Source organism: Bacillus sp. FSL K6-1145 (assembly GCF_038003425.1).
GTDB classification, from domain to species: domain Bacteria; phylum Bacillota; class Bacilli; order Bacillales; family Bacillaceae; genus Bacillus; species Bacillus pumilus.
This window is the reverse complement of sequence record NZ_JBBOPC010000001.1, coordinates 3175711-3199694: the sequence shown is the minus strand read 5'-3', so window position 1 is coordinate 3199694 and position 23984 is coordinate 3175711. Positions and strand designations below refer to the sequence as shown.

Sequence of the window (23984 nt, the reverse complement as noted above, 5' to 3'; positions counted from 1 at the left end):
TCTCACAGCTGCTTCGTCTGATCCTTTACTTGCTCAGGATAGTAACGTTTTTTCCCTTTGTTTTCTTTCAATACGGCAAAAGCGTATTTAGGAATATTCAACATTCGCTTCCATCTCCATGGATTCACAACAAGTCTGTACAGCCATTCTGTATTTGTTTTAATCATCCAGCGTGGTGCACGCTTCACCGTTCCGCTAAATACATCAAAGCTTCCGCCTAAACCGATGCAAACAGCCTGCGGGAATAAATGACGGTATTCATAAATAAAGTTCTCCTGATTTGGATAACCTAAAGCAACGAACACCATATCTGCTTTCGAGCGAGCGATTTGTTTTGCTACGAAACGTTTATCTGCTTGATAACCGTCACAGCTGCCTGCAATGACCACATTTGGATATTCCGTATCAATTCGCTGTTTAACAGCCTCAAGCACTTCTTTTTTCGCCCCATATAAAAAGATACTTTTAGACTGCTTGTTTGCTAGATCAAGCATAGACATGAAAACATCAAAGCCAGCAATTCTTGACTTCAGCGGACTTTGTGTCAAACGTGACATTAAGACGACGCCTACACCATCCGGCAGCACATAATCCGCAGAAGAGACAACTTGATGATACGTCTGATCCTTCATAACAGCATAGCCAATCTCTGGATTGACAGTCGCAATCATGGCGCCTCTTCTTTGAGAAATATGATGGTGATTCATATAGCTAATAAATTCATCTAGGTCGCCATTTACATAAGAAAGGTTAGAGACCACTTCTGTTTGCATTGTTTAGACCTCCTTTTTCATCTTGTTATCTATGAACGTTCATTGTAAATTCATTCTTCGTCTACTCATCATTTTATCACAGATGCTCCATGAAATATTAACAATAACTTTACAAACCTTTAAATTTCATGACATTTTCATCAATTCATAAGGAGGCTGCTGCGAGAAACATTGATTCTTCGGACTTTCGCTTCTGCGCCCAATAAATTGGAAATAGTTTGTCTTTACATCTGCTTAACGTTTGATGGGCGCTGTGATATAATGAGGTTCCGAAGAGCGAAAAAATACGAACGAAGATCATAGGATTACGGATAAACGTTACTGCATGAAAGCAGTTGAATAAGGAATGAAGAAAGGAGTTCATGTTTGCGATGAAGAAAGTTATTACTTACGGTACATTTGATTTATTACACTGGGGGCATATTAAGCTGCTCGAACGTGCAAAGCAGCTTGGAGATTACTTAGTGGTGGCCATTTCGACAGATGAGTTTAACTTACAAAAATCAAAAAAGGCTTATCATAGCTACGAGCATCGAAAGCTCATTCTTGAAACGATTCGTTATGTAGACGAAGTCATTCCAGAAAACAGCTGGGATCAAAAAGTCCGTGACGTGCAAGAGCACGATATTGATGTGTTTGTCATGGGAGATGACTGGGAAGGTAAATTCGATTTCTTAAAAGAGCATTGCGAAGTCGTGTACTTGAAAAGAACAGAAGGCATCTCGACAACACAAATTAAGGAAGAAATTGCTGGACTTTAATAGATCAAAAAAAGTACTTCTTATCTTTTGGTGAGAAGTGCTTTTTCATGTAAAATACAATGAGCAAGTTATCATTATTTTTAAGGAGAGCTTCCTTTGTTTCAAAATTGGATGAAGAAAAAAGTTGAACACACATTGGATCAACCTGAACAACATGAAACAATGACATCAGTTGACATGCCTGATATGGACTACTACTTTATCATGGGTGATGTACCAAAACAGGATGAGCACTTAACGAAGTCTTTAAAAGCGAGATTAAAGCCATTGGCGGACAAACATAAACGTAATGCCATTTTAACTTTGAATTATGATGCAAATGTGAAAGAACATATTCATAGCTTGGAGGAGACCCTTCTGCACCAAGTTGACATCTTGAATGTATTTGAGCACTATATTCTACCGGAAAGCGGAAGTAAAAGGCGTTACTCGGAATTTATCATCGGTACATCTTTTCAATCGATCAATGAAGCAGTGATGCCAGCAGAAGAATCAACAGTGCAGGTGACGAGATATGAACTGCCATCTTCCCCTATTTGTTATATTGATCAATATAATGAAGAGCAGGAATTAGTAAAGAGGGAAGAGTACAATTGGCAGGGCGTTTTGTGCAGAGTACAAAGCTTTGTTCCTCATACAGGTGCCCTATACTTGGAAGAACTAATCAATGACGATGGCAATATCTATATGGAGATCATCTACCCTGGAGATACAAAAAAGAATCCAGTGCGGCATATTAATTGGTATAAAAAAACAGGAATTCAAACTTTTACAAAGAAGACAGATATAAAGCAACGATGGTTATCTAGTATTCAAACACAAAATGACCGTTTGAAACTGATGATTACAGAAGACCGGGATCAAGACCGTCACCTGTTTAAAATCAATCAGCCCGAAACAACGTATTACGCTGCATTTGTACATGACGCACATTATGAAGAAGATCCGCATCAACTCAATTCTCAATATGAAGAATTATTTAAACAAATAAGAAAACAGCAAGTGGATGCCGTCTTCTTTGGAGATACTAAGCATAAGGTAGATGTTGAGAAGGTATTGGGAGAACAAGCCTATTTTTATCTTGTGCCTTCTGACGAAATGTCTCTTTGGAATACAGCACTTCATCATATGCTCGAAAATCGTGAGCGTAAAGATGAACTGAGAAGGATCGTGGACCGCATGAAATGGGTTTTGCGTGATCTAAGCGCTGAACATCATGTTCTTCATCTTCAGCTTGAGCTGAATGACCAAATGAGTCATGCGGATCATGTGCAAATCGATTTCGCAGGATATGATCGAGTGAATGGAGCTGAAATCATATCTCAAACAATCGATGAAAACCATCAAGTCAGCTTCCCAATTGGGCATTTTCAAACAAAGAAAAACATTGAAACCAATCAAACAAAATACGTTGATTTTTACATTCGTTTTAAAACAGAAGAACTTCAGGAAGTTTTGCAGCGTCTAGAAGTAGAGGAAGAGCTGCTCACCAATAAACCATCGTCAATCGATGGGTGGTCGTATCAAACGAAACAAGGAAACTATTCTTGGAAAGTAAAATAATGTGACAACACAACGGTAAGATTTCTGAACAGAGGAGATTAACGATTAATGATTGAAGAGGGAATTCATAAGAAGAGTGTCGTTGAAGGGTTAAAAAATCATCATGAGAAACTAGAAATGCTTATTCGCATCGACGATGACATGCCATTAACAGATAGAGAATTTTATTTGTTTATGAGGGAAAGGGTATCAAAACAAGAGCTTTTCCTTCCGCTTGTTCATCAAGAAGACAATCTATTCAAATTGGTATTGAGTGAACCATCGCTTCCGCTTGCATTAGAGCAGGGTCAGACATACAACCTGTATGTGACGGACTATCTGAGTGCAAACAAAGAAGAGGATGAGGACGAGCTTGAGGACTCAGCCTATGATTCTGATTCGGAAGAAGAGGAAGAAGAACTTAAAGAAACGGATCATGCCGAAGTAGAAGAGAAGACGTCATACTATAAACGCCGTTTAAAAATGGAAATAGAGAAGCCAGAGCTGACTTATTTAGAAAATAAAGACGCGATGCTGTATGTCATCCCGTATCGTACGGATAAAGGAAATGCATCGTTTAAAATCAAGCGTGAGCTAAAGGTTGTGAAATTCAATCATATCGAGCTCAACAAAGAATGTACGTTATCTTTATCTGGTTATGCAGGCGTTCTCAGTGCAGAGCATCCTTATGAAATCAAGGAAGTAAAGCTTCTAGTGAAGAGAAATGGCGAAGAGCCAATTGAGCATCGCTTTCCGGTAAATATGACCCCAATAAAAGATGAAGTGGTCAAATACCGTGATGATCAACAGGTACCTCAGCTTTATCAATTTCTAGCAGAAGTTCCTTTAGAGGAATTGACCTATTCGTTAAACAAACGTTTTGTATATCGCTTCTATTTTGAATTTATTTGCGATGTAGGTGGAGTAGAGGAGACTTTAACGACCACTTCTCTAGTCCTTGGAGATCGCTCAAACAAACTCAAAGGGCTTGTTCAAATTCATAAAAGAAATGATGTACCGATTCGATATGAGGTGTATCGAAAGAAAAAAAGACAAACGCTTGGCATTCGAATTAATGATTATACAATGAAAACACGTGCGAAGTACTATGTCAAAAGCAAGTGGAAGAAGTTCAAAAAGCAAATCGGTAAAATCAAAAAAGTCCGTAACCGTCTTGTAACAAGGACCTTTAAAACGACCTTTCAGCTGGCGAGCAAGCTGTCTGTGAAAAAGAAAACCGTTATGTTTGAAAGCTTTAATGGAAAACAATTTAGCTGTAACCCACGTGGGATCTATGAGTATATGAAAGAAAATCATCCTGAATATACGTTGATCTGGAGCGTGAAAAAAGGGCACGAAGCACCGTTTAAGGAAAAGGATATTTACTATATCAATCGTCTGTCATTGAAATGGATTTTTGCGATGGCAAGAGCTGAGTATTGGGTCGTCAACAGCCGTTTGCCGCTGTGGATTCCAAAACCAGAGCATACAACATACTTGCAGACATGGCACGGTACGCCGTTAAAACGACTGGCGATGGATATGGACGAGGTGCATATGCCTGGAACAAACACGAAAAAATACAAAAAGAATTTCACGAAGGAAGCGTCGAATTGGGACTACCTCATTTCTCCAAATGCTTACTCGACTGAAATCTTCACACGTGCCTTCCAATTTCAAAAGACCATGATTGAGTCAGGATATCCGAGAAATGACTTCCTTCACAATCAAAACAATGAAGAAACGATGAGAGCACTCAAACAAAAGATGAACCTGCCGCTTGATAAAAAATTGATCTTATACGCTCCGACATGGAGAGACGATCAATTTTATAAAAAAGGGCAGTACAAATTTGATTTAGACCTTGATTTGCATGAGCTGAGAGCCGCTATCGGAGATGAATATATTATCATTCTGCGTATGCACTATCTAGTCGCTGAAAATTTTGATTTAGGACCATATGAAGGATTTGCCTATGACTTCTCTCATTACGAAGATATTAGGGATCTTTATATGATTTCTGATCTGCTCATCACTGACTACTCATCTGTATTCTTTGATTATGCAAACCTTAAACGTCCGATGCTATTCTATGTGCCAGACATCGAAACATATCGTGACAAGCTGAGAGGCTTCTACTTTGACTTTGAACAGGAAGCACCTGGACCTCTTGTGAAAGAAACAGCCAGCGTCATTGACTGGGTAAGAGAAACAGAACAGCCAACCTTTACTTTGCCAGCTTCATTCGCACCGTTTTATGAGAAATTCTGTTACTTAGAGAGTGGGGAGTCTTCGAAGCGTGTGGTGGAAGTGGTGTTTTCTGAAAAATAGTTTAAAAAGTACCGTTCTTCACCTTTGAACGGTACTTTTTTGTGTTTTTTATTCCAATGTACACATATTTAAAAGTTATGGTAAAAATAAAAAAACATAGAATTTTAACAGTAAACATGCTAAATTTAGATAAGATTATCCGGTAATGTAAATTTGCTGAAAATAATATAGAGGTGCTTCAATGTACAAACTTTATCATAATTTTTTAGAAATTCTTAATTTAGATGAACACAAGTTAGTTATATATATTGATAACATAGAGAAGTTGTGCACTTTTGAATTTAAAGAGCTAAATGTAAATGAGTCAAAGTGGATTTGTGAAATTGATGTAAAGGATCAGATGATTTTTGAATCCACAATAGACAATTCTAATGAAATGATCTATCTCTATGCAAAGGAGCATAACCTGTATATTGTCAAAGAATGCTCAGACATGATCCAGCCGGATCAAATACTTCCTATTGAAATTAACAATCAATTTGCTGATATTTATGTCAAGCAATTAGGGTTAGATCGCTATGGCTTATACAGCGGCGAAGAGGAACTGTTATTATTTTCAGGGCTACTGAATGTAGATGAGATCAATCGGAATTATAAAATAGATTTGCCCATTAAAGAGGTAGATAGACGATTTGTGGATATCTCCTTTATCGGATACAGTATTTTCCATTTTGTGATTACCTATGATTGTCAGAATAAGGAGCTAAATGTAAGGAAAATTTTGTTTGATGTGATGCAGGAACATAAAGATATTGAAGTGACTGTGAATAATCGTAATCAAATCAAAATATCAAATAAAGTGACGGATCAAAAGAAAATCGTCAACTTTAGACTCGTTCCTAGATATCAGCCGCTAAAAGTTTTTGGTAAAGATACCTTGGAGCAGTTCAAAGATGACAATATTCTCAATATCTTGGTGATTAATAAGCAAAGATATTACATCTATGTCAGAACGAATGGCGTTTACTTAGTGAGAGGAAACCCATATCTCGTTACAAAACATACGTCGAGATTACGCATCTTTAGTATGTTTAATAGTTTTTATGTTTATGGAAGATTGACGCATTATGCGTATAATTCAGACCAAAAATATGAATATCTTTACATTAGAAACTCTGAGCACCAGCTGGCGAAATTTATAAGACCATTTAGAAAGATTAAATTCTTGAAAAGATATGGTTTCTTTAAAATTTCGTTAAACGATCTTGATTTAGATAGCAGAATCCACAATAACTTGTTCGTAGGAAATGATCACCGAATTATCCATAGTTTAAGGTTGAGAAAGAGGGATAAAAAGGTCAAAACATATATCACGAAAAAGAATGGGGACAAGCTGCAAGTCCTAAGAACCAATCTATTTGGAAATGTGACATCAACCATTATTCCTTATTCACAGGAATATTCTTTATTTAGTAAAGTGAAAATAAAAATAGCGAGTATCCTATCATCATTCTATAAAGACAAAAAGTATCGTGTGAATTTGTTTTTTGAGAAAAAGAGTGATAAAGCAGATGAATCAGCTATTAGAGTGTATGACTATGTACAGGAAAATTGTCAAACAGACTCAAAAAATTACTTTATTCTTAATAAGAAATCAAACGCATATCCAGCATTGAAAGCGAAATATGGAAAGGGTATCATACCGAAATACAGTCTCAGACATTATTTAAGTATATTTAATGCCAGTTATTTTATATCAAGTGAATTATCTAACCATGTTCTGAATGATAGGTTGTATATTGACCATCTCAGAGAGAGAATCATGAGTGTCCCACTCGTCTTTTTACAGCATGGCATTATGTTTGCTAAACCGGTTGATAATCCAATGGCCTTTGGATTCCATAAAGACAAGAATCAATACAATATTTATAAATCAGTCATCAGCTCTGAATTAGAGGCCGGTGAATTTTATAAAATGAACTATGATCGTGAGGATTTGATTTTGACAGGTCTGGCAACCTTTGATCATGCCAAATTAGTAGACGGTGCAGATAAGATCGCCTTTATGCCAACTTACCGATATTGGGAAGAGGGACTTATTTATACAAATAGAATTGAAGAAACATCTTACTATAGAGTTCTAATCAAAATCATCAAAAGCTTTGAAGAAGCAGGTCTTCTTGATCGTCTGTTAATTGTACCGCATAACAAATTTTCACAGTACGTTTATCAAAATCTGCCTCAGTATAAACATATTATTTCTGATAACCCATCGGAAGCGCTAAAAGTGTCAAAAGTGTTTATTACTGATTATTCATCTGCTATTTATGATGCACAATATAGAGGTGCCTACCCTATTTTTTATTGGGAAGAAAAAGATTACTTGATTAGACAGTATAAGGCGATTCCTCCTGTAAACGATGAAAATGCACCAGGACCGATAGCATATAATACACAAGAGCTGATTCGAATCGTGAAACATGCGATCGATTGTCAGTATGTTGTGGAAGATGAATATAAAGAAAAATACCTGAAAATCAACAGCTTTAACGATAATCAGAATACGAAAAGAATTACGGATTTCTTAAAAGAACACCAAATTATCTAATATGTGAGGACCCTCTGAATCAACGATTGAAAGGATTCAGGGGGTTTTTGTCTTCTAGTTTGACGTGCATGACTTTTGTTATAAGATGAAATGTGCATCGTTATCTGTTACAATTATGAGCGGTGCTTTTTAAAAAAGTAATCCCAAAAACTTATATCTAAGGAAGATTAGAATGAACGCAATGTTGACGATATTAAAGGAGCAAATCAGCTCATTTCCGCTGATTATGCGACTTGCTGTTTATGAAACAAAATCAAAATATCAGATGAATTATTTAGGTGTTTTATGGCAGTTTTTAAATCCATTGATTCAAATGCTGGCTTACTGGTTTGTTTTTGGTCTGGGAATTCGCGGAGGACAGCCAATTGTCATTGGAGGGATGGAAGTTCCGTTTATCATTTGGATGCTGGCTGGATTAATCCCTTGGTTCTTCATTAGTCCGACGATACTTGATGGATCAAACAGTGTGTTTAAACGTATTAATATGGTATCGAAAATGAATTTCCCGATTAGTGCGCTGCCGTCTGTAGTGATTATGTCCAACTTGTTCAGCTACTTTGTCATGATGGGTGTCTATCTGATTGTGCTGATTTCCTATGGCATATATCCTGATGCGCACTGGCTACAATATATATACTATCTTATTTGTATGATCGCGTTTATGTTTTCGTTTAGTTTGTTTAATTCCACGATTAGCGTACTCGTGAGAGACTATCAATTTCTTTTACAATCAGTGACACGTTTACTTTTCTTTTTGCTGCCGATTTTTTGGAATATCTCAGAGAAGCTCACTGGAGACAAAGCATGGATCGGGGATATACTAAAATTGAATCCTCTTTTCTACATTATTGATGGTTTTAGAAATAGCTTGTTAAAGGGAGAATGGTTCTTCCATGATGTGAAATATACGCTTTATTTTTGGCTGATCACGCTACTTCTTTTAACAGTTGGTTCATTGCTTCATATGAAATTTAGGGATAAATTTGTCGATTTTCTTTAAAAAGTAAGGAGATTATACGATGAAACTAAAGGTTTCGTTTCGAAACGTATCCAAGCAATACGTCCTATATAAAAAGCAGTCAGATAAGATTAAAGGGCTGTTTTTTCCTAATAAAAATGAAAAAGGTTTCTTTGCTGTTCGTGATGTGTCCTTTGATGTATATGAAGGCGAGACGATTGGTTTTGTAGGGATCAACGGATCTGGAAAATCAACGATGTCGAATCTTCTTGCGAAAATCATTCCACCGACAAGTGGTGAAGTTGATATGGACGGTCAGCCTTCGTTAATTGCCATTGCGGCAGGGCTAAACAACCAATTAAGCGGGAAAGACAACATTCGCCTCAAGTGCTTGATGATGGGGCTGACGAATAAAGAGATAGACGAACTATATGAAAAAATCGTAGAGTTTGCGGATATTGGTGACTTTATTGATCAGCCTGTGAAAAGCTATTCAAGCGGAATGAAGTCACGTCTTGGCTTCGCCATTTCAGCGCATATCGATCCAGATATCTTGATTATTGATGAAGCGTTGTCTGTTGGTGACCAAACCTTCTATCAAAAATGCGTGGATCGAATCACAGAATTTAAAGAACAAGGGAAGACGATCTTTTTTGTCAGCCATTCCATTAGCCAAATTCAAAAAATCTGTGACCGAGTGGCTTGGATGCATTATGGTGAGCTTCGTATGTTTGATGAGACGAAGAAGGTCGTGAAAGAGTATAAGGAGTTTGTTGAATGGTTTAACAAGCTTTCTAAAAAAGAAAAAAAAGAATATCAATTGAAACACAAAGAAGGTCGCAAAGGTGTACAAAAAAAGACAGAGAAGGTGTCTCGATATGATGAGAACGGAAAACGACGTTCCTTTTTTGGACCAGCCTTTCAAGTGACGATAATAGCTGTTTTAACGATTTTACTTGCCTTATCGATGTTTTCGGATCGTCCACTTCGTACACTGGCGACGTTTGGCGCCATCCCAGCAGATAAGACAGAATCGCCTCAGTCAAAGAACCAGCTAACAAAAGGGGCGCCTGATATGAAAAAGGTGGATCGACAGACGCTTGTCACGGCAGATCCACTCACGGTGTACAAAGATCAAGCCATGAAAAAGAAGGCAGGTGTCACTTTGCCATTCGGGCAAGAGATACAAGCTGTCGCTGAAAATAAACAAACCGTTCAAATCAAAACAGCATCAGAGACGTATTTTGTCAAACCTGAAGGGCTTCAACCTGCAGAGGAATTAAAGTCTTTATCCATTGGACCTGGACAGTTCAACTCGTATGTATCGCCCGCATCTGCTGGCTCGTATGAGTATTTACTTTCTTTCCTTGGAAAAGAGGAATCTGTGCTTAAGCAAAAAATGCAAACGCTGAGCTCGATCAAAAGTGATCAAGGCGGTACGATTGAGCGATTGACCACAGAGAAAACTGACTATGTCATTCAAAATGGTCAAGCAAATGCTATTGTCTTTCATGAGGTGATGCCGATCTCTCCTTCGACACTTGGACTGACAGAACAGAAGGTTTGGATGAATGAGAAACAAACGAAATTCGCAGTAAAGGGCGAAAGCAATCTGTTTGTCATTGATAATGAACAGCATACACTGACGATTTCAGTGATGAAATAAAAAGCTGCCGATTCCGACAGCTTCAGCGTGTAGACAAACCCTCGCATTCGTTGTCAGGTCTGCGCGCTGGTGCTCACGAATATTCAATTCGCTCCGCGCCAGTGCTCGCCCTTCCTAGACTTCAAAGGTTTTCTATCACGCTGAAAAGAAGACAAAGTGCTAAAATAAAAATCATTTTAGCACTTTGTCAACAATCTAAAGCTGCCGATTCCGGCAGCTTTTTTTAATTCACTTCTTCTTTTTCGAGAAGCTGTTTCATAAATGGAATGAGTTTCTTTTTCAGATCCTCATCTTGAAGGGCAAACTCGAGAGTCGTCTCGATGAAGCCTTGCTTCTCACCAACATCGTATCGTTTTCCTTCAAAATCATAGGCGAATACACGCTGGATATCATTCAGCTTTTGTATGGCATCTGTCAGTTGAATTTCCCCGCCTGCACCAATTTCTTGCTGATCAAGGTACATAAAGATCTCTGGCGTGAAAATGTATCGTCCTAAGATGGCTAGATTGGATGGTGCTGTACCTTGCGGCGGCTTTTCTACAAAGTTTTTCACTTGGTAGCGGCGTCCTTCTTGTGTAAGAGGGTCGATGATCCCGTAGCGATGCGTATCGCTGTCTGCTACCTGCTGAACACCAATCACAGATGAAAGGGTCTTTTCGTATTCATCCATCAGCTGGCGAAGCCCCGGTGTTTCCGCTTGAACAATATCATCACCTAATAAAACGGCGAATGGCTCATCACCGATAAAATTGCGTGCGCACCAAACAGCGTGTCCAAGTCCTTTAGGTTCCTTTTGACGTATGTAATGAATGTCAGCAATGTTAGAGGATTTTCTCACCTTCTCTAGAAGCTCGCTCTTCCCTTTTTCCTCCAGGTTGCGCTCTAGCTCTGGTGCAAAATCAAAATGATCCTCAATGGCTCTTTTTCCTTTTCCAGTGACGATAATAATGTCTTCAATTCCTGATTCAACAGCTTCTTCAATAATATATTGAATGGTTGGTTTATCAACGATTGGCAGCATTTCTTTAGGCATAGCTTTTGTTGCAGGGAGGAAACGTGTCCCAAGACCTGCAGCTGGTATAATGGCTTTACGTACTTTTTTCAATGAACTTTGCACCTTCCTTACATAGATAACCGATTTAATCACTCAATGTTTGTTCGTGGTCGTCTGTTTAAAGTGTAACTTACAAATCATAGGAAAGACAAATGATTTCACTAAAATGAATTTTAGATAATTCATATTTTATATGTTAAATGTAAAGGAAAGAGAAATTTAACGTTAATTCAATGTAAATTCTTTTTTTATACCATTAAATTTATCCTCCAAATTGTGTATAATTGAAAGTACTATACTAGGAAAGAGGATTAAACAAGTGAAAAAACTAAATGTAATGACTATTTTCGGTACTAGACCTGAAGCGATCAAAATGGCACCACTTGTCCTTGAATTAAATAAACATCCACTGATAAATTCGATTGTCACTGTGACAGCCCAGCACAGAGAAATGCTTGATCAAGTTCTTGAGGCTTTTTCAATTACGCCAGATCATGATTTAAACATCATGAAGCAGCGCCAGACATTATCTGAAATCACATCAAATGCACTGTTAAAGCTAGACCAATTATTCCAAGAAGAAAAACCTGATATTGTCCTTGTCCATGGGGATACTACAACAACCTTTGCAGGAAGCTTGGCAGCATTTTATCACCAAATTTCAGTTGGGCACGTCGAAGCAGGATTGAGAACACACAATAAGTATTCGCCGTTCCCAGAGGAATTGAACCGTCAAATGACAGGCACTATTGCCGATATTCATTTCTCTCCTACAGAGGAAGCGAAGCAGAATCTTTTAATTGAAAATAAAAAAGAAGAGACCATTTGTGTGACAGGGAATACAGCGATTGATGCCCTGCAAACTACAGTTACTGAGCATTATCAGCACCCTATTTTAGAGAAAATAGGCACGGATAAAATGATTTTGTTAACGGCCCACCGCAGAGAGAATCTCGGCCAGCCGATGAAAAATATGTTTAGAGCCATTAGACGTGTTGTAGAAGAGTTTGAAGATGTTCAGGTCGTTTATCCTGTTCATTTAAACCCTGCCGTACGTGATGCAGCTCAGACAGAATTTAGCGGTCTCGATCGTGTACACTTAATTGAACCGCTTGAAGTCGTTGATTTCCATAACTTTGCTGCCGCTTCGCACTTTATCTTAACGGATTCTGGCGGTGTACAAGAGGAGGCGCCTTCTCTAGGTAAGCCAGTTTTAGTGCTCCGTGATACAACAGAACGTCCAGAAGGCGTGAAAGCAGGCACACTTAAGCTTGCAGGTACGGATGAAGAGACCATTTACAAAATGGCTAAAGAGCTGCTAGTAGATCAGAAGGAGTATGACAGCATGTCGAAGGCGTCTAACCCTTATGGTGACGGACAAGCATCGAGACGAATTGTCGAGGAGCTCCTCCATCGATTTGGATTAAGTGAAGAAAAACCTGCCCCATTTAAATCATAAAAAAAGAAGACAAAGAGCTAAAATAAAAACCATTTTAGCCCTTTGTCAACAATCTGAGACTACATTCATGTAGTCTTCTTTTTTTACTGCTCCAAACTGTCCTTCAATTCCTTCTTCACTTTAGCCAAACTGCTATCATCAAGCTGATAATAATAGATATTATTGATGCGTGCTCCCGTTCCTTTCAGCTCGTGCTGCTTCACACGCTGTCTTGCGTCACGGTAGTCATTCATCATCGTCCACATATCATCAAATGACATATTAGTCTTCATATTGTTTTCCACGACTTTGAACATATCGCCGAACTTCGTAATAGATGAAATGTTTGCCCCTTTAGCAATGATGCCTTCAATGACTTGACGCTGCCTTTGCTGACGTCCGAAGTCACCCTTTGGATCTTGTTTTCTCATCCTTGTGTAGGCGAGGGCTTGATCGCCATTTAGATTAATTTCTCCTGTACCAAATGAATGACCATCATAGCTGAAAGCAAATGTGCTGTTCACTGTAATGCCGCCAAGTGTATCGACAATATCCTTAAAGCTTTCCATATTGACTTTCACGAAGTAATCAACAGGTACATCAAGCAATTCCTCTACAGTATCAGCTGCCATTTGTGTGCCGCCGAATGCATAGGAGTGGTTGATTTTATCCATTGTGCCTTTTCCGACAATTTTCGTATACGTATCACGCGGGATACTCACCATCTCAGTCGTTTTGGTTTTTGGGTTAACGGTCATGTATATTAATGTATCCGCACGGCCGCGGTCATTTTTTCTTTCATCAACACCCATGACTAAAATAGAAATCGGGTCTTTCTTATTTAAATCGACATCTTTGTCACGCTTATCTGACTTCTTTAAATTCTCCTGAATGCCTGCCACGGTTGATGCTGCTGTATTCCAAAGATGATATGCATATCCGCCAGTTGCTAATACGAATAAGCCAATAATCGATAAAACAATCCAAAGAACCTTTTTCTTCTTTCGTTTTCTTTCAGCTCTCATAATGTCCCTCACCTTTTCTATGATTCTTCCATGATTATAGGTTTACGAATCTTGATAAACAAGTTATTTTTTTACTCTGAACCTAGATATAGACGTTGTAACAAAAAAAAGGTTTCAAAAAACCTTAAATTTACCTTAAAATATTAAGTTATAAGACGATACAAAGACATGAGGTGAAAAAAATGAAGAAAATCGTCGTTTTACCGTTCTTAATACTACTACTTGGTATCGTGCTCACAGCATGTGGAACGGCTGAGCAGTCCTCGGGAGAAAACAAGACAAGCAGTTCAACTCCTCAGGTGCTGGAAGAAAAAGCTGAATTTATTGGAATGGCTGATGCACATACAGTCGAAGTGAAAAAAGTGAATATGACCTTAAGCTATGAATTTACGGATAATTTTAAAGATGTGTTAAATGAATTCAAACCAGGAGACAAAGTAGAAATCTCTTACTTTATCAATGACAGTGGTCAAAAGGAAATTCAAAAGATTGAAAAACAGAAGTAAAAAAGATGGGCGGGATAAACAAAATTGAAGAAAACAGGCGTTACACTTATTGTTCTCATGACAATGACTCTACTAATCGCACCCTTTCAGTCTGCCATGGCTAGCTCGACAATTTCAGTGAAATTGTCTAATTATATCGGAAATAAAAAAACGATGGATCTATCCACAGCTGGAGAATACAAGCTGTCAGGATCGAATGTGGCTGTCACGAAAAGATATGATGGCAAAAATCGATACGAAGTTGCCAATAGCATCGCGTCTGCCGGCTGGAAGAATCCATCAACAGTTGTCATTGTGAGCCGTGATGCATTTGATCATGCCATTTCTGTATCACCGTTAGCTTACAAACTAGGCGCACCCATTTTGTATACAAACATTGAAAAACTAACAAAAACAACTGAAAACCAGCTGAAGAAAATGAAGCCGGATAACATCCTAATCGTTGGTAACACGAAAAGCATTTCAACAGCTGCTGAGAAATCTATTAAAAAGTATGGGAAAGTCAGACGCATTAGTGGAAAAGACAAGTTTGAAATCTCCCAAAAAATTGCTAAAGAAATGGGTAACTATAAGCAAGCTGTCGTTGTCGGTGGAAACTCATTTATGAATGGGATTGCGATTGCATCCTATGCATCGAGAAAGGGATACCCAATCCTGTTAACAAAAAAAGATTCCATTCCGTCTTACAAGCTGCCAAGCAAAGTCATCATCATCGGTAGTACGAAAAGTACGGGACAAAAAGTAGAGAATCAAATTAAAAAAACGTCACAGGTAACAAGAATCAGTGGTGCCAATCGCTATGAACTCTCTGTGAATATAATGAAGAAATTAAATATCAATGCAGATAAAGTTTATTTGGCAAAAGCCTCTAGCTATATTTATGCTATGCCGCTGTCTCAATTGGCAGCAAAGTCTAATAGTACTGTTGTGTATGTGAAACCGGATTCTGTCACAGCGTCACTAAAAAAACTGCTGAAAGAAAAGGGTACATATGCTTATCACCTTGCTGGTAGCACAAGTGCGATTAAAGATAGCTTGAAGAACTCATTAGCCAAACAAGTCTATCTGAAAAAAAATCAAAACTACCAATTGAATATTTCTAACGGAAAAATTTCATTAAAAGGCATAAAGACGTATAACAATGTAAGAGTTGTTCCTGAGAAATATTCAACGAAAAATATCCTTCAAATTGCAGGGAAGCCTTACCTAGGCAGCGTCAACTTTGCAATTGAATCAGGTTATATCAGGCCGACTCTCGAAAATATTCCATTTGAAGACTATCTAAAAGGCGTGGTACCAAATGAAATGCCTGCAAGCTGGCATGTTGAAGCGCTAAAAGCACAGGCAGTGGCCGCTAGAACGTATTCAGTGAAAAGTATTGGAAAAGTCGTACCTGATACAACTGCCTTCCAAGTATATGGAGGATATAACTGGTACACAAATTCGACAAAAGCTGTCGATGCCACAAAAGGGAAAGTACTGAAATACAACAATCAGCTCATTTCAGCCACCTATTATTCTAGTAATGGCGGATATACAGAGGCAAGTGAAGAAGTGTGGGCAAATGCACTGCCGTACTTAGTGGCCAAAAAGGATACAAAAGATCCGATCAATGCATGGACATTAAAACTCTCTAAAAAACAGCTAGGCACAACATTGACTGCTAGTACAGCAGCATCTCAGTGGTCTAAGGCAAAAGAGACAAATGCAACGGATCTTGCTGGTCTCAAATCATGGCTGCTCAAAAACAAAGAGACAGCTGCATCTGATATGAAGATTGCATCCATCTCAAGCCTGACGTTCTCAGGAAAAACAAAAGGACAACGTGCGAAGACGGTATCAATCAAGCTGACATATCATCTGAAAAATAAAACAGGCACATATGCAGTAAACAAAAGTACAACGGCAAGTATGAAGATGACCGAGTTTAGATCCATCATGGGCGCAACAAAGGTGAAGAGCACATTTGCGTCAGTCAAAAACAATACAAATGACTTTACGATTTCAGGAAAAGGATATGGTCACGGCATTGGCATGAGTCAATACGGTGCCAAAGCTAGAGCAGAATCTGGAAACTCATATTCTTCCATACTTTCGTTCTACTATCCAGGTACAAAACTAACAAACTATTAAAGGGTTAAAGGAGGACATAGATGATGCGCTCAATCATGAAAACAGCCATCCTCAGCCTCATCGCCATTTTCGTTATTGTTCCAACAGCTTCAGCAGATAATTCAGTCTCACGAATTGATGGCGGAAGCAGATATGCTGTAGCAGCAAACGTAGCGAAAAAGGGATGGGGAACTGCAAGTACAGTCGTAATAGTAGGGAAAACTGCGTATGCAGATGCCACAGCAGGGATTCCACTTGCACACCAAAAAAATGGACCAGTTCTTTATACAAACAGTAAGAGTCTTTCAGGTGATACGAAAAAAGCCCTAAAGGCTTTAAAAACAAAGACAGTGATCGTTTTAGGCAGTACATCAAGTGTGTCAAATAACGTAATCAATGAAGTGAAGAAGATGGGCATCTCTACACAACGTATTTCAGGAAAAAATCGATATGAGCTATCTGCAAATATCGCGAAGAAAATGAAAAAGCCAGCAGGCGTCGTTGTCGTTGAAGGTTCCTTCTATGCTCATGGGATTGCAATTGCACCGGTAGCAGCACAAAAAGGTTTCCCGATTCTCTACACAGATAAAAAGGGACTTCGTTCTGAAATCGCATCTGTTGCAAAAGCAAGCAATGTCAAACAAACCATTGTAGTCGGCGGAGAAAATTACGTCACAAAAGCAGCTTATAATCAATTGAAATCTCCAACACGAATTAAAGGCTCCACTCGTTATGACGTTGCCGCTAATATTGTGAAAAAGTATAATATGAGCACGAACAATACCTATGTAGGAAGAGGGTTTGGCTACGCCACTTCATCTTCTGCTGCAGGGATCGCAGCGAAGCAAAACAAAGCATTGCTTCTAACGAATGAAAAAACATTACCAAAAGTAACAAGAGCAACCATTAGCAGTAAAAAAATCACCAAATTCACTGTCGTAGGTAGTGCAAATACGGTGACACCAACTGTTGTGAATCAATTGAAAAACCCTGTCGTCGGGAAAAAAGTATTCATTGACCCAGGTCATGGCGCACATGATTCAGGAGCTGTAGGCTACGGGTTATATGAAAAGAACTTGAATTTAGATGTAGCTAAGCGTTTAAATACGAAATTAAACAACGCGGGTGCACTTGTTACCATGTCAAGAACATCAGACACATTTGACAGTCTTCAAACACGAGTGAGCAAAGGTGCGTCAGCAAATGCAGATATCTTCATTAGTGTCCATGCAAACTCAAATGATAACAGCAGTGCAAACGGAACAGAAACGTATTATGACAAAACATATGCGTCTGCAAACAGCTTGAAGCTTGCGCAAAACATTCAGCCGAAAATGGTCAGTGCACTTGGTACAAGAGACCGTGGTGTGAAAACAGCTGGATTCTACGTGATTAAATATTCTAAAATGCCGAGTGTTCTTTTAGAAACTGGTTTTGTGTCAAGTCCAGTTGATTCAAACATCTTGAAATCGGCTACGTATAAAGATCGTTTAGCGTCAGGCATTTCAAGCGGTGTGTCAGGTTACTTTAGATAAGAAAATACAAACATGAGGGGTGCCTCAGATACTCCTCTTAGGCTGCTCGAGAACGTCTCTCGGCAGCCTTTTTTCAAAAGTCTATGAAGTGATCGGGTCGTCAATAATGTGTCAAGTTAAAAATACATTTCATTTCTAGTTATCTTTGTTATAATTGAAACATAAAAGGTGAATGGTTTACGCATGAATCTAAGCGACAGCCAATCGACAAATCATGAAGAGGTGACAATTTTGAAAAAATTAATCACAATGCCGTTTCTAGTATTGCTTCTAGGTGTACTACTCACAGCATGCGGCACAACAAATCAATCAAGCGACAACAATAAGGATGACAGCAAAAAGGAAACAACCGAAGCAGCTGATCAAAAGAAAGAAAATGCTTCAGAGAAAAAGGAAAAAACAGAAGATCAGTCATCAAATGAAAAAGCAGATGATCAAAGCAAAGAAACAGTTGCTCCAAAAGAAGAGCAATCTGGTCAATCTGATGAAGACGCAAAAGACAGCTCAAGTAAAGAAATCACAAAAGAAGAACCTACTAAGGAACAATCAAAAACTGATTCTAAAACAAAGAAAGAATCAACAACAAATAAGAAAAATGAAGTTACTAAGGAAGGCACATATGTCGGCTTGGCTGATGGACATACCATTGCTGTGAACATTGATGGCAAAGAAGTTGCTATTCAATTCGGAAATACGTTTTCTAAACAAGTGAACAGCTTAAAAGAAGAATCAAAAGTGAAAGTCACTTATACAAAAGATGCAAACGGAACCCTTCGATTAAAAACGATCGAATCCGTTAAAGCAAAATAAAAAAAGACCCAGAGACCCGCAGAATTGCGGGTCTTTTTTACGTTGAAAAGGGCATAACTTGATATAAGTGCACATTCTTAACACAGTTTTACAAGACTTAACAGCGCATTTACATTTGCTTAATGTTGCTCTGCTAAACTGACTTTCATAGAACATCTCTTTACACAACAACTACTTTGAATGGTGAGGTGCAGGTCAGTGAGTGCAGAGAAAGCGATGAATCTTTATAGAGAATATGAAGTGAGACGAAACCACTCTTTTGCCTTAACAGAACATATGGTTCGTTATTTATTTGCAAAACGTTTCATAGATTTAATGTTCTCGTTCATCGGATTGATGTTGAGTACGCCAATCATTTTGCTGTTTGCTCTTTTGATTAAGCTGGAAACATCGGGACCAGCCTTTTATATGCAGGAGAGGGTCGGGAAAGACGGTGTTTACTTTAAATTATGGAAGCTCAGATCGATGAGAACCGATGCTGAAAGCGGAGGAGCGAAATGGGCACAAAAAAACGACCCACGTATCACCAAAGTGGGAGCCTTCATTCGTAAAACAAGAATCGATGAACTCCCTCAATTCATCAACGTGTTAAAAGGAGAAATGAGTATCGTAGGTCCGCGTCCGGAAAGACCGATGTTTACCGCAGAATTTAATCGGACGATTCCAGGTTTTACGAAAAGATTAACGGTCAAGCCGGGACTGACAGGTCTTGCACAAGTAAATGGAGGATATGAAATGAGTCCAAGTGAAAAATTAACACACGACTTACAGTATATTCAAAACTTGACATTTTCTCTCGACACGAAGATTATGGTAAAAACGTTAAAAGTCATCATGACGGGTGACGGAGCCAGATAAGTAAAGTAGGGAAGAGAAATGGCAAGTATGAAAAAACACATACTAGGCGGGGCAAAATGGACAAGCTTGTCCGCATTCATCATTACGATCATCCAAATTGCACAGTTCGCCTTTTTAGGGAACGTGATGTCACTGAAAGAGTTTGGACTCGTTGGCATGATCACAACTGTCACAATATTTACGCAGATTTTACTTGATCTAGGGATTGGGGCAGCGATCATCCAAAAGGAACAAACAACAGAACGTCAATTATCTACATTATATTGGATCAACTTACTCACTGGCATTATCTTATTCTGTTTACTCATTCTAGTAAGCCCAATGATTGCCGCCTTTTATAACCGGCCAGAGCTGGAGGGTTTGCTCAAACTATTATCGATCATGTTTCTGATTGCACCAATCGGCCAGCAATACCAATACATGATGCAAAAGGACTTAGCCTTTAAAACATTAAGTGCCATTGAAGCCATTGCAACTATGATATCGCTGTTTGTTTTACTCGCTTTGGCCTTCTTCATCAATCCGATTGTAGCCTATGTCATTTCTCAAGTGCTTCTGCAATCTGGAAAAGGGCTTATGTATGCCGCAGCTTATTGGAAGAAGTGGCGCCCAGCACCTGTTTTTGCATTAGGAGAAGTGAAAGAATTTTTCTCATTCGGTGCATTCCAGCTCGCATCCAGACTAGTCAATCGAGCAGGATCGAACATAGACATGATTTTAATCGGCCGGTTTCTAGGAGCAGAAGCGTTAGGTATTTATAGCTTGGCGTATCAAATCGTGACGATCCCCGTGCTAAAGATTAACCCAATCGTGACGAGAGTGGCTTTCCCGGTTTTCGCAAAAAGTCAGCGAGATCACTCCATGCTGCGAGAGGGCTTCCTCAGTATGACGAATATGCTCGCATTGATTAGCTTTCCGTTATTAATCGGTCTTGCTGCCGTATCAGATAGCTTTATAGAAGTAGTGTTTGGCGAGAAATGGCTCGTAGCTGTTCCGGTTCTTAATATATTGTGCATTGTCGGCCTTCTGCGTGTGCTGATGAATCCAAACGGGTCAATACTCCTTGCAAAAGGGAGAGCGGACTTAGCCTTTTATTGGGATACGGGGATGCTTCTTGTGTATGGATGCGCCTTATACGCAGGTGTCAGCACAGGCAGTCTGCTCACAGTAGCTTGGGTTTACTCAGGTGTCAGCCTGCTCAACTTCATTGTCGGCAGATGGCTCATGGCGTATGTCATTCAGCTAGATATGAAGGTTTATTTAAAATCACTTGGCAAGCCTGCTGCTATGACGCTATTGATGGCCGCCTGTGCGGTAGCCCTGCATCAAGGCATGAAGCTGACGTCAGCCGACATTTTACTTCAATTAGGATTGACGATTTGTGTCAGCGCAGCATTGTATGGCTTGCTGCTCATCAAAATGTATCCGCAGGTGGCAGGCAAATTATTGAGAAGAGGTCGTTCGTCATGAAGGTGCTGTGGCTGACAAGTGTATATCCTAGTGAAAAACATCCAAGTGAAGGCGTATTCCATGAAACGCAAGTGCAGGAGCTGCTCAAACAAGGAATACAAGTGACCGTCATCTGTCCCAACCCGGTCAATCCACCGGTTTTGCGGATGCTGAAGGCGTCCTATCGGCAGAAAAAGGATCTGCCCGAGCAGGAAGTGAGAAACGGAGTGACCGTATACAGGCCGCCCTATACAGCGCTCCCTGGACAGCTGAAATGGGCACTGCCGAGTAAACGAATAGCTTCTACTGTTCTCAGCGCCATGCAGCGTTATCAGCTGTCACCAGATTTTATCCATGCTCACTTTGCGATGCCATCTGGCGGAGCGGCGGCTGTGATTCAGAAAAAAACGCAAATTCCTTATCTTTTGACCTTACATGGCAGTGATGTGAACGTGTATCCGGGCTATAGCAAAGGGGCACATGCAGCCTTTGAAACGGCGGTGAAACAGGCATCTGCTGTTCTGACGGTGAGCGAGGAGCTTGCTAAAAAGACAAATGACATGACAAAGGTAGAAGCGAAATGCCTCCCGCTCGGTATTCCGCTCCAGTCATTTTCTAAAACGGAAGAAGATCAACAAGTCATCAGGAAAAAGTTAGGCTTACCCCTTCACGACAAGCTCGTTGTCTTCGTCGGGCGATTAGTCAAAGAGAAGGGCTTACTTGAATTAGCTGATGCTGTCAGCGGCTTGGATGGTGTGAAAGCAGTTTTTGTTGGAAAAGGTCCCCTTGCAAAGGAGCTCACAGAACGGGCTGGAGCATCTATTCTACTCCCAGGGCAGGTGCCGAATGAGCAGGTGAAAGACTACTTAATCGCATCCGACCTGTTTGCACTTCCTTCTTATAGTGAAGGGATGCCTACCGTCGTCCTAGAGGCGCTCGCTTTAAAAGTACCTGTCATTGCGACACGAGTTGGCGGTCTCCCAACCTTATTTTCTAGCTATCAACACCTGCTCATTGAACCACGTTCGACAAGTCAGCTGAAAGAGGCCATTCACGCCTACCTTTATGAAAACAGATGGAATGAGCAAGTGAAAAGCGATCTTCATCAAATCGTTCATACAGAATACTCATCAGCAAATAATACGAAGCAGCTCATACAGCAATATGAAAAGGTGCTTCATCAATCAAGATCCATCGTTTAAACAAGATGAAATGTGCAAAGAATGATAGATAAACAGCTTGGAACGGACAATATGCTTTTACTGAGAGGATGAAAAATGTTGAAGAAAATTGCTGTGATTGGAACAGGGTATGTCGGGTTAGTATCGGGTACTTGTTTTGCTGATATCGGAAATCGTGTCATCTGCTGTGACATCGATGAATCAAAAATCAACAGCTTAAAAAGTGGTGTCGTTCCCATTTATGAACCGGGTTTAAAGGAATTGATTGAAAAGAATACGGAAGAAGGAAGACTGTTTTTTACAACCAATATTCCTGCTGCTATCCGGGAATCAGAGATTATCTATATTGCTGTAGGGACTCCGATGACAGCACAGGGGGAAGCAGATTTAACGTACGTGAAAGCTGTCGCTCAAACAATTGGTGAACATCTAAATGGCTATAAAATCATCGTCAATAAAAGCACAGTACCCGTTGGAACAGGCCGGCTCGTTCAAGCCATTGTCGAAAAAGCATCGCGCAGTAAATATCCTTTTGATGTCGTATCCAATCCAGAGTTTCTCAGAGAAGGATCTGCCATCCAAGACACGATGAATATGGAGCGGGCAGTAATCGGCTCGACAAGCACCCATGCGTCGACCATCATCAAAAGATTGCATGATCCGTTTCAAACAGAGGTTGTGGAGACCAATTTAGAAAGTGCTGAAATGATTAAGTATGCTGCAAATGCCATGCTTGCCACAAAAATCTCATTCATCAATGACATTGCAAATATTTGCGAGCGGGTGGGCGCTGATGTTGAAAAAGTTAGCGAAGGCGTTGGATTAGACAGCCGTATCGGGCATAAATTTTTAAAAGCGGGCATTGGATTTGGTGGGTCTTGTTTCCCGAAAGACACGATGGCTCTTCTCAAAATTGCCGAAACAGCTGGCTACCGGTTCAAGCTGATCGAGTCCGTGATTGAAACGAACAATCACCAAAGAGCGCACCTTGTCAGCAAATTGATGAGTGTATTCGGTGATATTAGAGGAAAAACCATCTCTGTTTTAGGTCTCGCATTCAAACCGAATACGAATGATATGCGTTCTGCACCTGCATTAGACATTATCCCAATGCTGAGAGAGCTGGGTGCTTTTGTGAAGGCCTATGATCCGGTTGCTTATGTAGAAGCAGAACGAGAGCTTGGCCCGCAGGCTGTCTTCAGTAATGACCTGTATGAAACAGTAAAAGATACGGATGCTTGCCTCATCCTAACAGAATGGGATGACGTACAGAAGATGGATAAAGATCAAATCAAGCAGCTGCTTCGTTCACCGATTGTAATTGATGGAAGGAATTTGTTTGATCCAGCAGAAATGAAAGAGAGAGGATTTATTTACCAGTCTATCGGCCGCCCAGGCGTATGGGAAGCAGAATTGGTATCAAAGGCACAATAACAG

The 23984-nt window shown here is 39.6% G+C and carries 18 protein-coding genes; 15 read left to right on the top strand and 3 right to left on the bottom strand.

What is annotated here, in order from left to right:
- Nucleotides 1–2: 2 nt before the first annotated feature.
- Nucleotides 3–773, bottom strand: coding sequence for a WecB/TagA/CpsF family glycosyltransferase (locus MHH41_RS16280; protein ID WP_003213336.1), 771 nt, complete (start codon nucleotides 771–773; stop codon nucleotides 3–5).
- A 371-nt stretch (nucleotides 774–1144) separates the two neighbouring features.
- Between MHH41_RS16280 and tagD the strand changes: the two genes are divergently transcribed.
- The 6 genes from tagD (at nucleotide 1145) to tagH (ending at nucleotide 10579) form a co-directional block, all read left to right on the top strand.
- Nucleotides 1145–1534 carry a glycerol-3-phosphate cytidylyltransferase gene (tagD, locus tag MHH41_RS16275; RefSeq protein ID WP_008343212.1) on the top strand — a complete coding sequence of 130 codons (390 nt, stop codon included), beginning with the start codon at nucleotides 1145–1147 and terminating at the stop codon, nucleotides 1532–1534.
- Between the two features lie 96 nt (nucleotides 1535–1630).
- Nucleotides 1631–3097 (top strand): alpha-glucosyltransferase N-terminal domain-containing protein, encoded by a 1467-nt coding sequence (locus tag MHH41_RS16270; protein WP_340866557.1) that lies wholly within the window; start codon nucleotides 1631–1633, stop codon nucleotides 3095–3097.
- A 48-nt stretch (nucleotides 3098–3145) separates the two neighbouring features.
- Nucleotides 3146–5407, top strand: a complete 2262-nt coding sequence (locus tag MHH41_RS16265) for a CDP-glycerol glycerophosphotransferase family protein (RefSeq protein WP_340866556.1) — start codon at nucleotides 3146–3148, stop codon at nucleotides 5405–5407.
- A 181-nt stretch (nucleotides 5408–5588) separates the two neighbouring features.
- Entirely contained in the window at nucleotides 5589–7955 is a 2367-nt protein-coding gene (locus tag MHH41_RS16260) for a CDP-glycerol glycerophosphotransferase family protein (RefSeq protein WP_251190744.1), read from the top strand.
- Between the two features lie 172 nt (nucleotides 7956–8127).
- Complete coding sequence (locus tag MHH41_RS16255) at nucleotides 8128–8955, top strand: ABC transporter permease (RefSeq protein WP_003213689.1); 828 nt, start codon at nucleotides 8128–8130, stop codon at nucleotides 8953–8955.
- A gap of 19 nt (nucleotides 8956–8974) precedes the next feature.
- Nucleotides 8975–10579, top strand: coding sequence for a teichoic acids export ABC transporter ATP-binding subunit TagH (tagH, locus tag MHH41_RS16250; RefSeq protein ID WP_212045593.1), 1605 nt, complete (start codon nucleotides 8975–8977; stop codon nucleotides 10577–10579).
- A gap of 223 nt (nucleotides 10580–10802) precedes the next feature.
- Here tagH and galU read toward each other — a convergent pair whose 3' ends face one another.
- On the bottom strand, nucleotides 10803–11684 hold the full coding sequence (gene galU / locus MHH41_RS16245; protein WP_034660174.1) for a UTP--glucose-1-phosphate uridylyltransferase GalU: 882 nt from the start codon (nucleotides 11682–11684) through the stop codon (nucleotides 10803–10805).
- Nucleotides 11685–11952: 268 nt separating this feature from the next.
- Between galU and wecB the strand changes: the two genes are divergently transcribed.
- On the top strand, nucleotides 11953–13092 hold the full coding sequence (gene wecB, locus MHH41_RS16240) for a non-hydrolyzing UDP-N-acetylglucosamine 2-epimerase (RefSeq protein ID WP_050944364.1): 1140 nt from the start codon (nucleotides 11953–11955) through the stop codon (nucleotides 13090–13092).
- A gap of 83 nt (nucleotides 13093–13175) precedes the next feature.
- Here the strand turns inward: wecB and tagU are convergent, their stop codons facing one another.
- Nucleotides 13176–14096, bottom strand: a complete 921-nt coding sequence (gene tagU, locus MHH41_RS16235) for a polyisoprenyl-teichoic acid--peptidoglycan teichoic acid transferase TagU (protein WP_050944362.1) — start codon at nucleotides 14094–14096, stop codon at nucleotides 13176–13178.
- 182 nt (nucleotides 14097–14278) lie between these two features.
- On the opposite strand from tagU, the gene MHH41_RS16230 reads away from it, so the two are divergent.
- The 8 genes from MHH41_RS16230 (at nucleotide 14279) to tuaD (ending at nucleotide 23981) form a co-directional block, all read left to right on the top strand.
- On the top strand, nucleotides 14279–14602 hold the full coding sequence (locus tag MHH41_RS16230; RefSeq protein WP_340866555.1) for a LytA: 324 nt from the start codon (nucleotides 14279–14281) through the stop codon (nucleotides 14600–14602).
- 24 nt (nucleotides 14603–14626) lie between these two features.
- Nucleotides 14627–16735 carry a SpoIID/LytB domain-containing protein gene (locus MHH41_RS16225; protein ID WP_113387420.1) on the top strand — a complete coding sequence of 703 codons (2109 nt, stop codon included), beginning with the start codon at nucleotides 14627–14629 and terminating at the stop codon, nucleotides 16733–16735.
- 23 nt (nucleotides 16736–16758) lie between these two features.
- Entirely contained in the window at nucleotides 16759–18249 is a 1491-nt protein-coding gene (locus MHH41_RS16220; protein WP_044140362.1) for an N-acetylmuramoyl-L-alanine amidase, read from the top strand.
- A 222-nt stretch (nucleotides 18250–18471) separates the two neighbouring features.
- Complete coding sequence (locus MHH41_RS16215) at nucleotides 18472–19059, top strand: hypothetical protein (RefSeq protein WP_223251195.1); 588 nt, start codon at nucleotides 18472–18474, stop codon at nucleotides 19057–19059.
- Nucleotides 19060–19257: 198 nt separating this feature from the next.
- A complete protein-coding gene (locus MHH41_RS16210) occupies nucleotides 19258–19917 on the top strand; it encodes a sugar transferase (protein ID WP_289408640.1) in 660 nt (219 codons plus the stop codon).
- 18 nt (nucleotides 19918–19935) lie between these two features.
- Nucleotides 19936–21387 (top strand): teichuronic acid biosynthesis protein TuaB, encoded by a 1452-nt coding sequence (gene tuaB, locus MHH41_RS16205; RefSeq protein ID WP_340866554.1) that lies wholly within the window; start codon nucleotides 19936–19938, stop codon nucleotides 21385–21387.
- Nucleotides 21384–22568, top strand: coding sequence for a teichuronic acid biosynthesis protein TuaC (gene tuaC / locus MHH41_RS16200; RefSeq protein ID WP_340866553.1), 1185 nt, complete (start codon nucleotides 21384–21386; stop codon nucleotides 22566–22568). Before tuaB ends, tuaC begins: the two co-directional genes overlap by 4 nt.
- 75 nt (nucleotides 22569–22643) lie before the next feature.
- The gene (gene tuaD, locus MHH41_RS16195; protein ID WP_137054332.1) at nucleotides 22644–23981 is read left to right on the top strand and encodes a UDP-glucose 6-dehydrogenase TuaD; all 1338 of its coding nucleotides are present in this window, start codon (nucleotides 22644–22646) and stop codon (nucleotides 23979–23981) included.
- The last annotated feature ends 3 nt before the right edge of the window (nucleotides 23982–23984 follow it).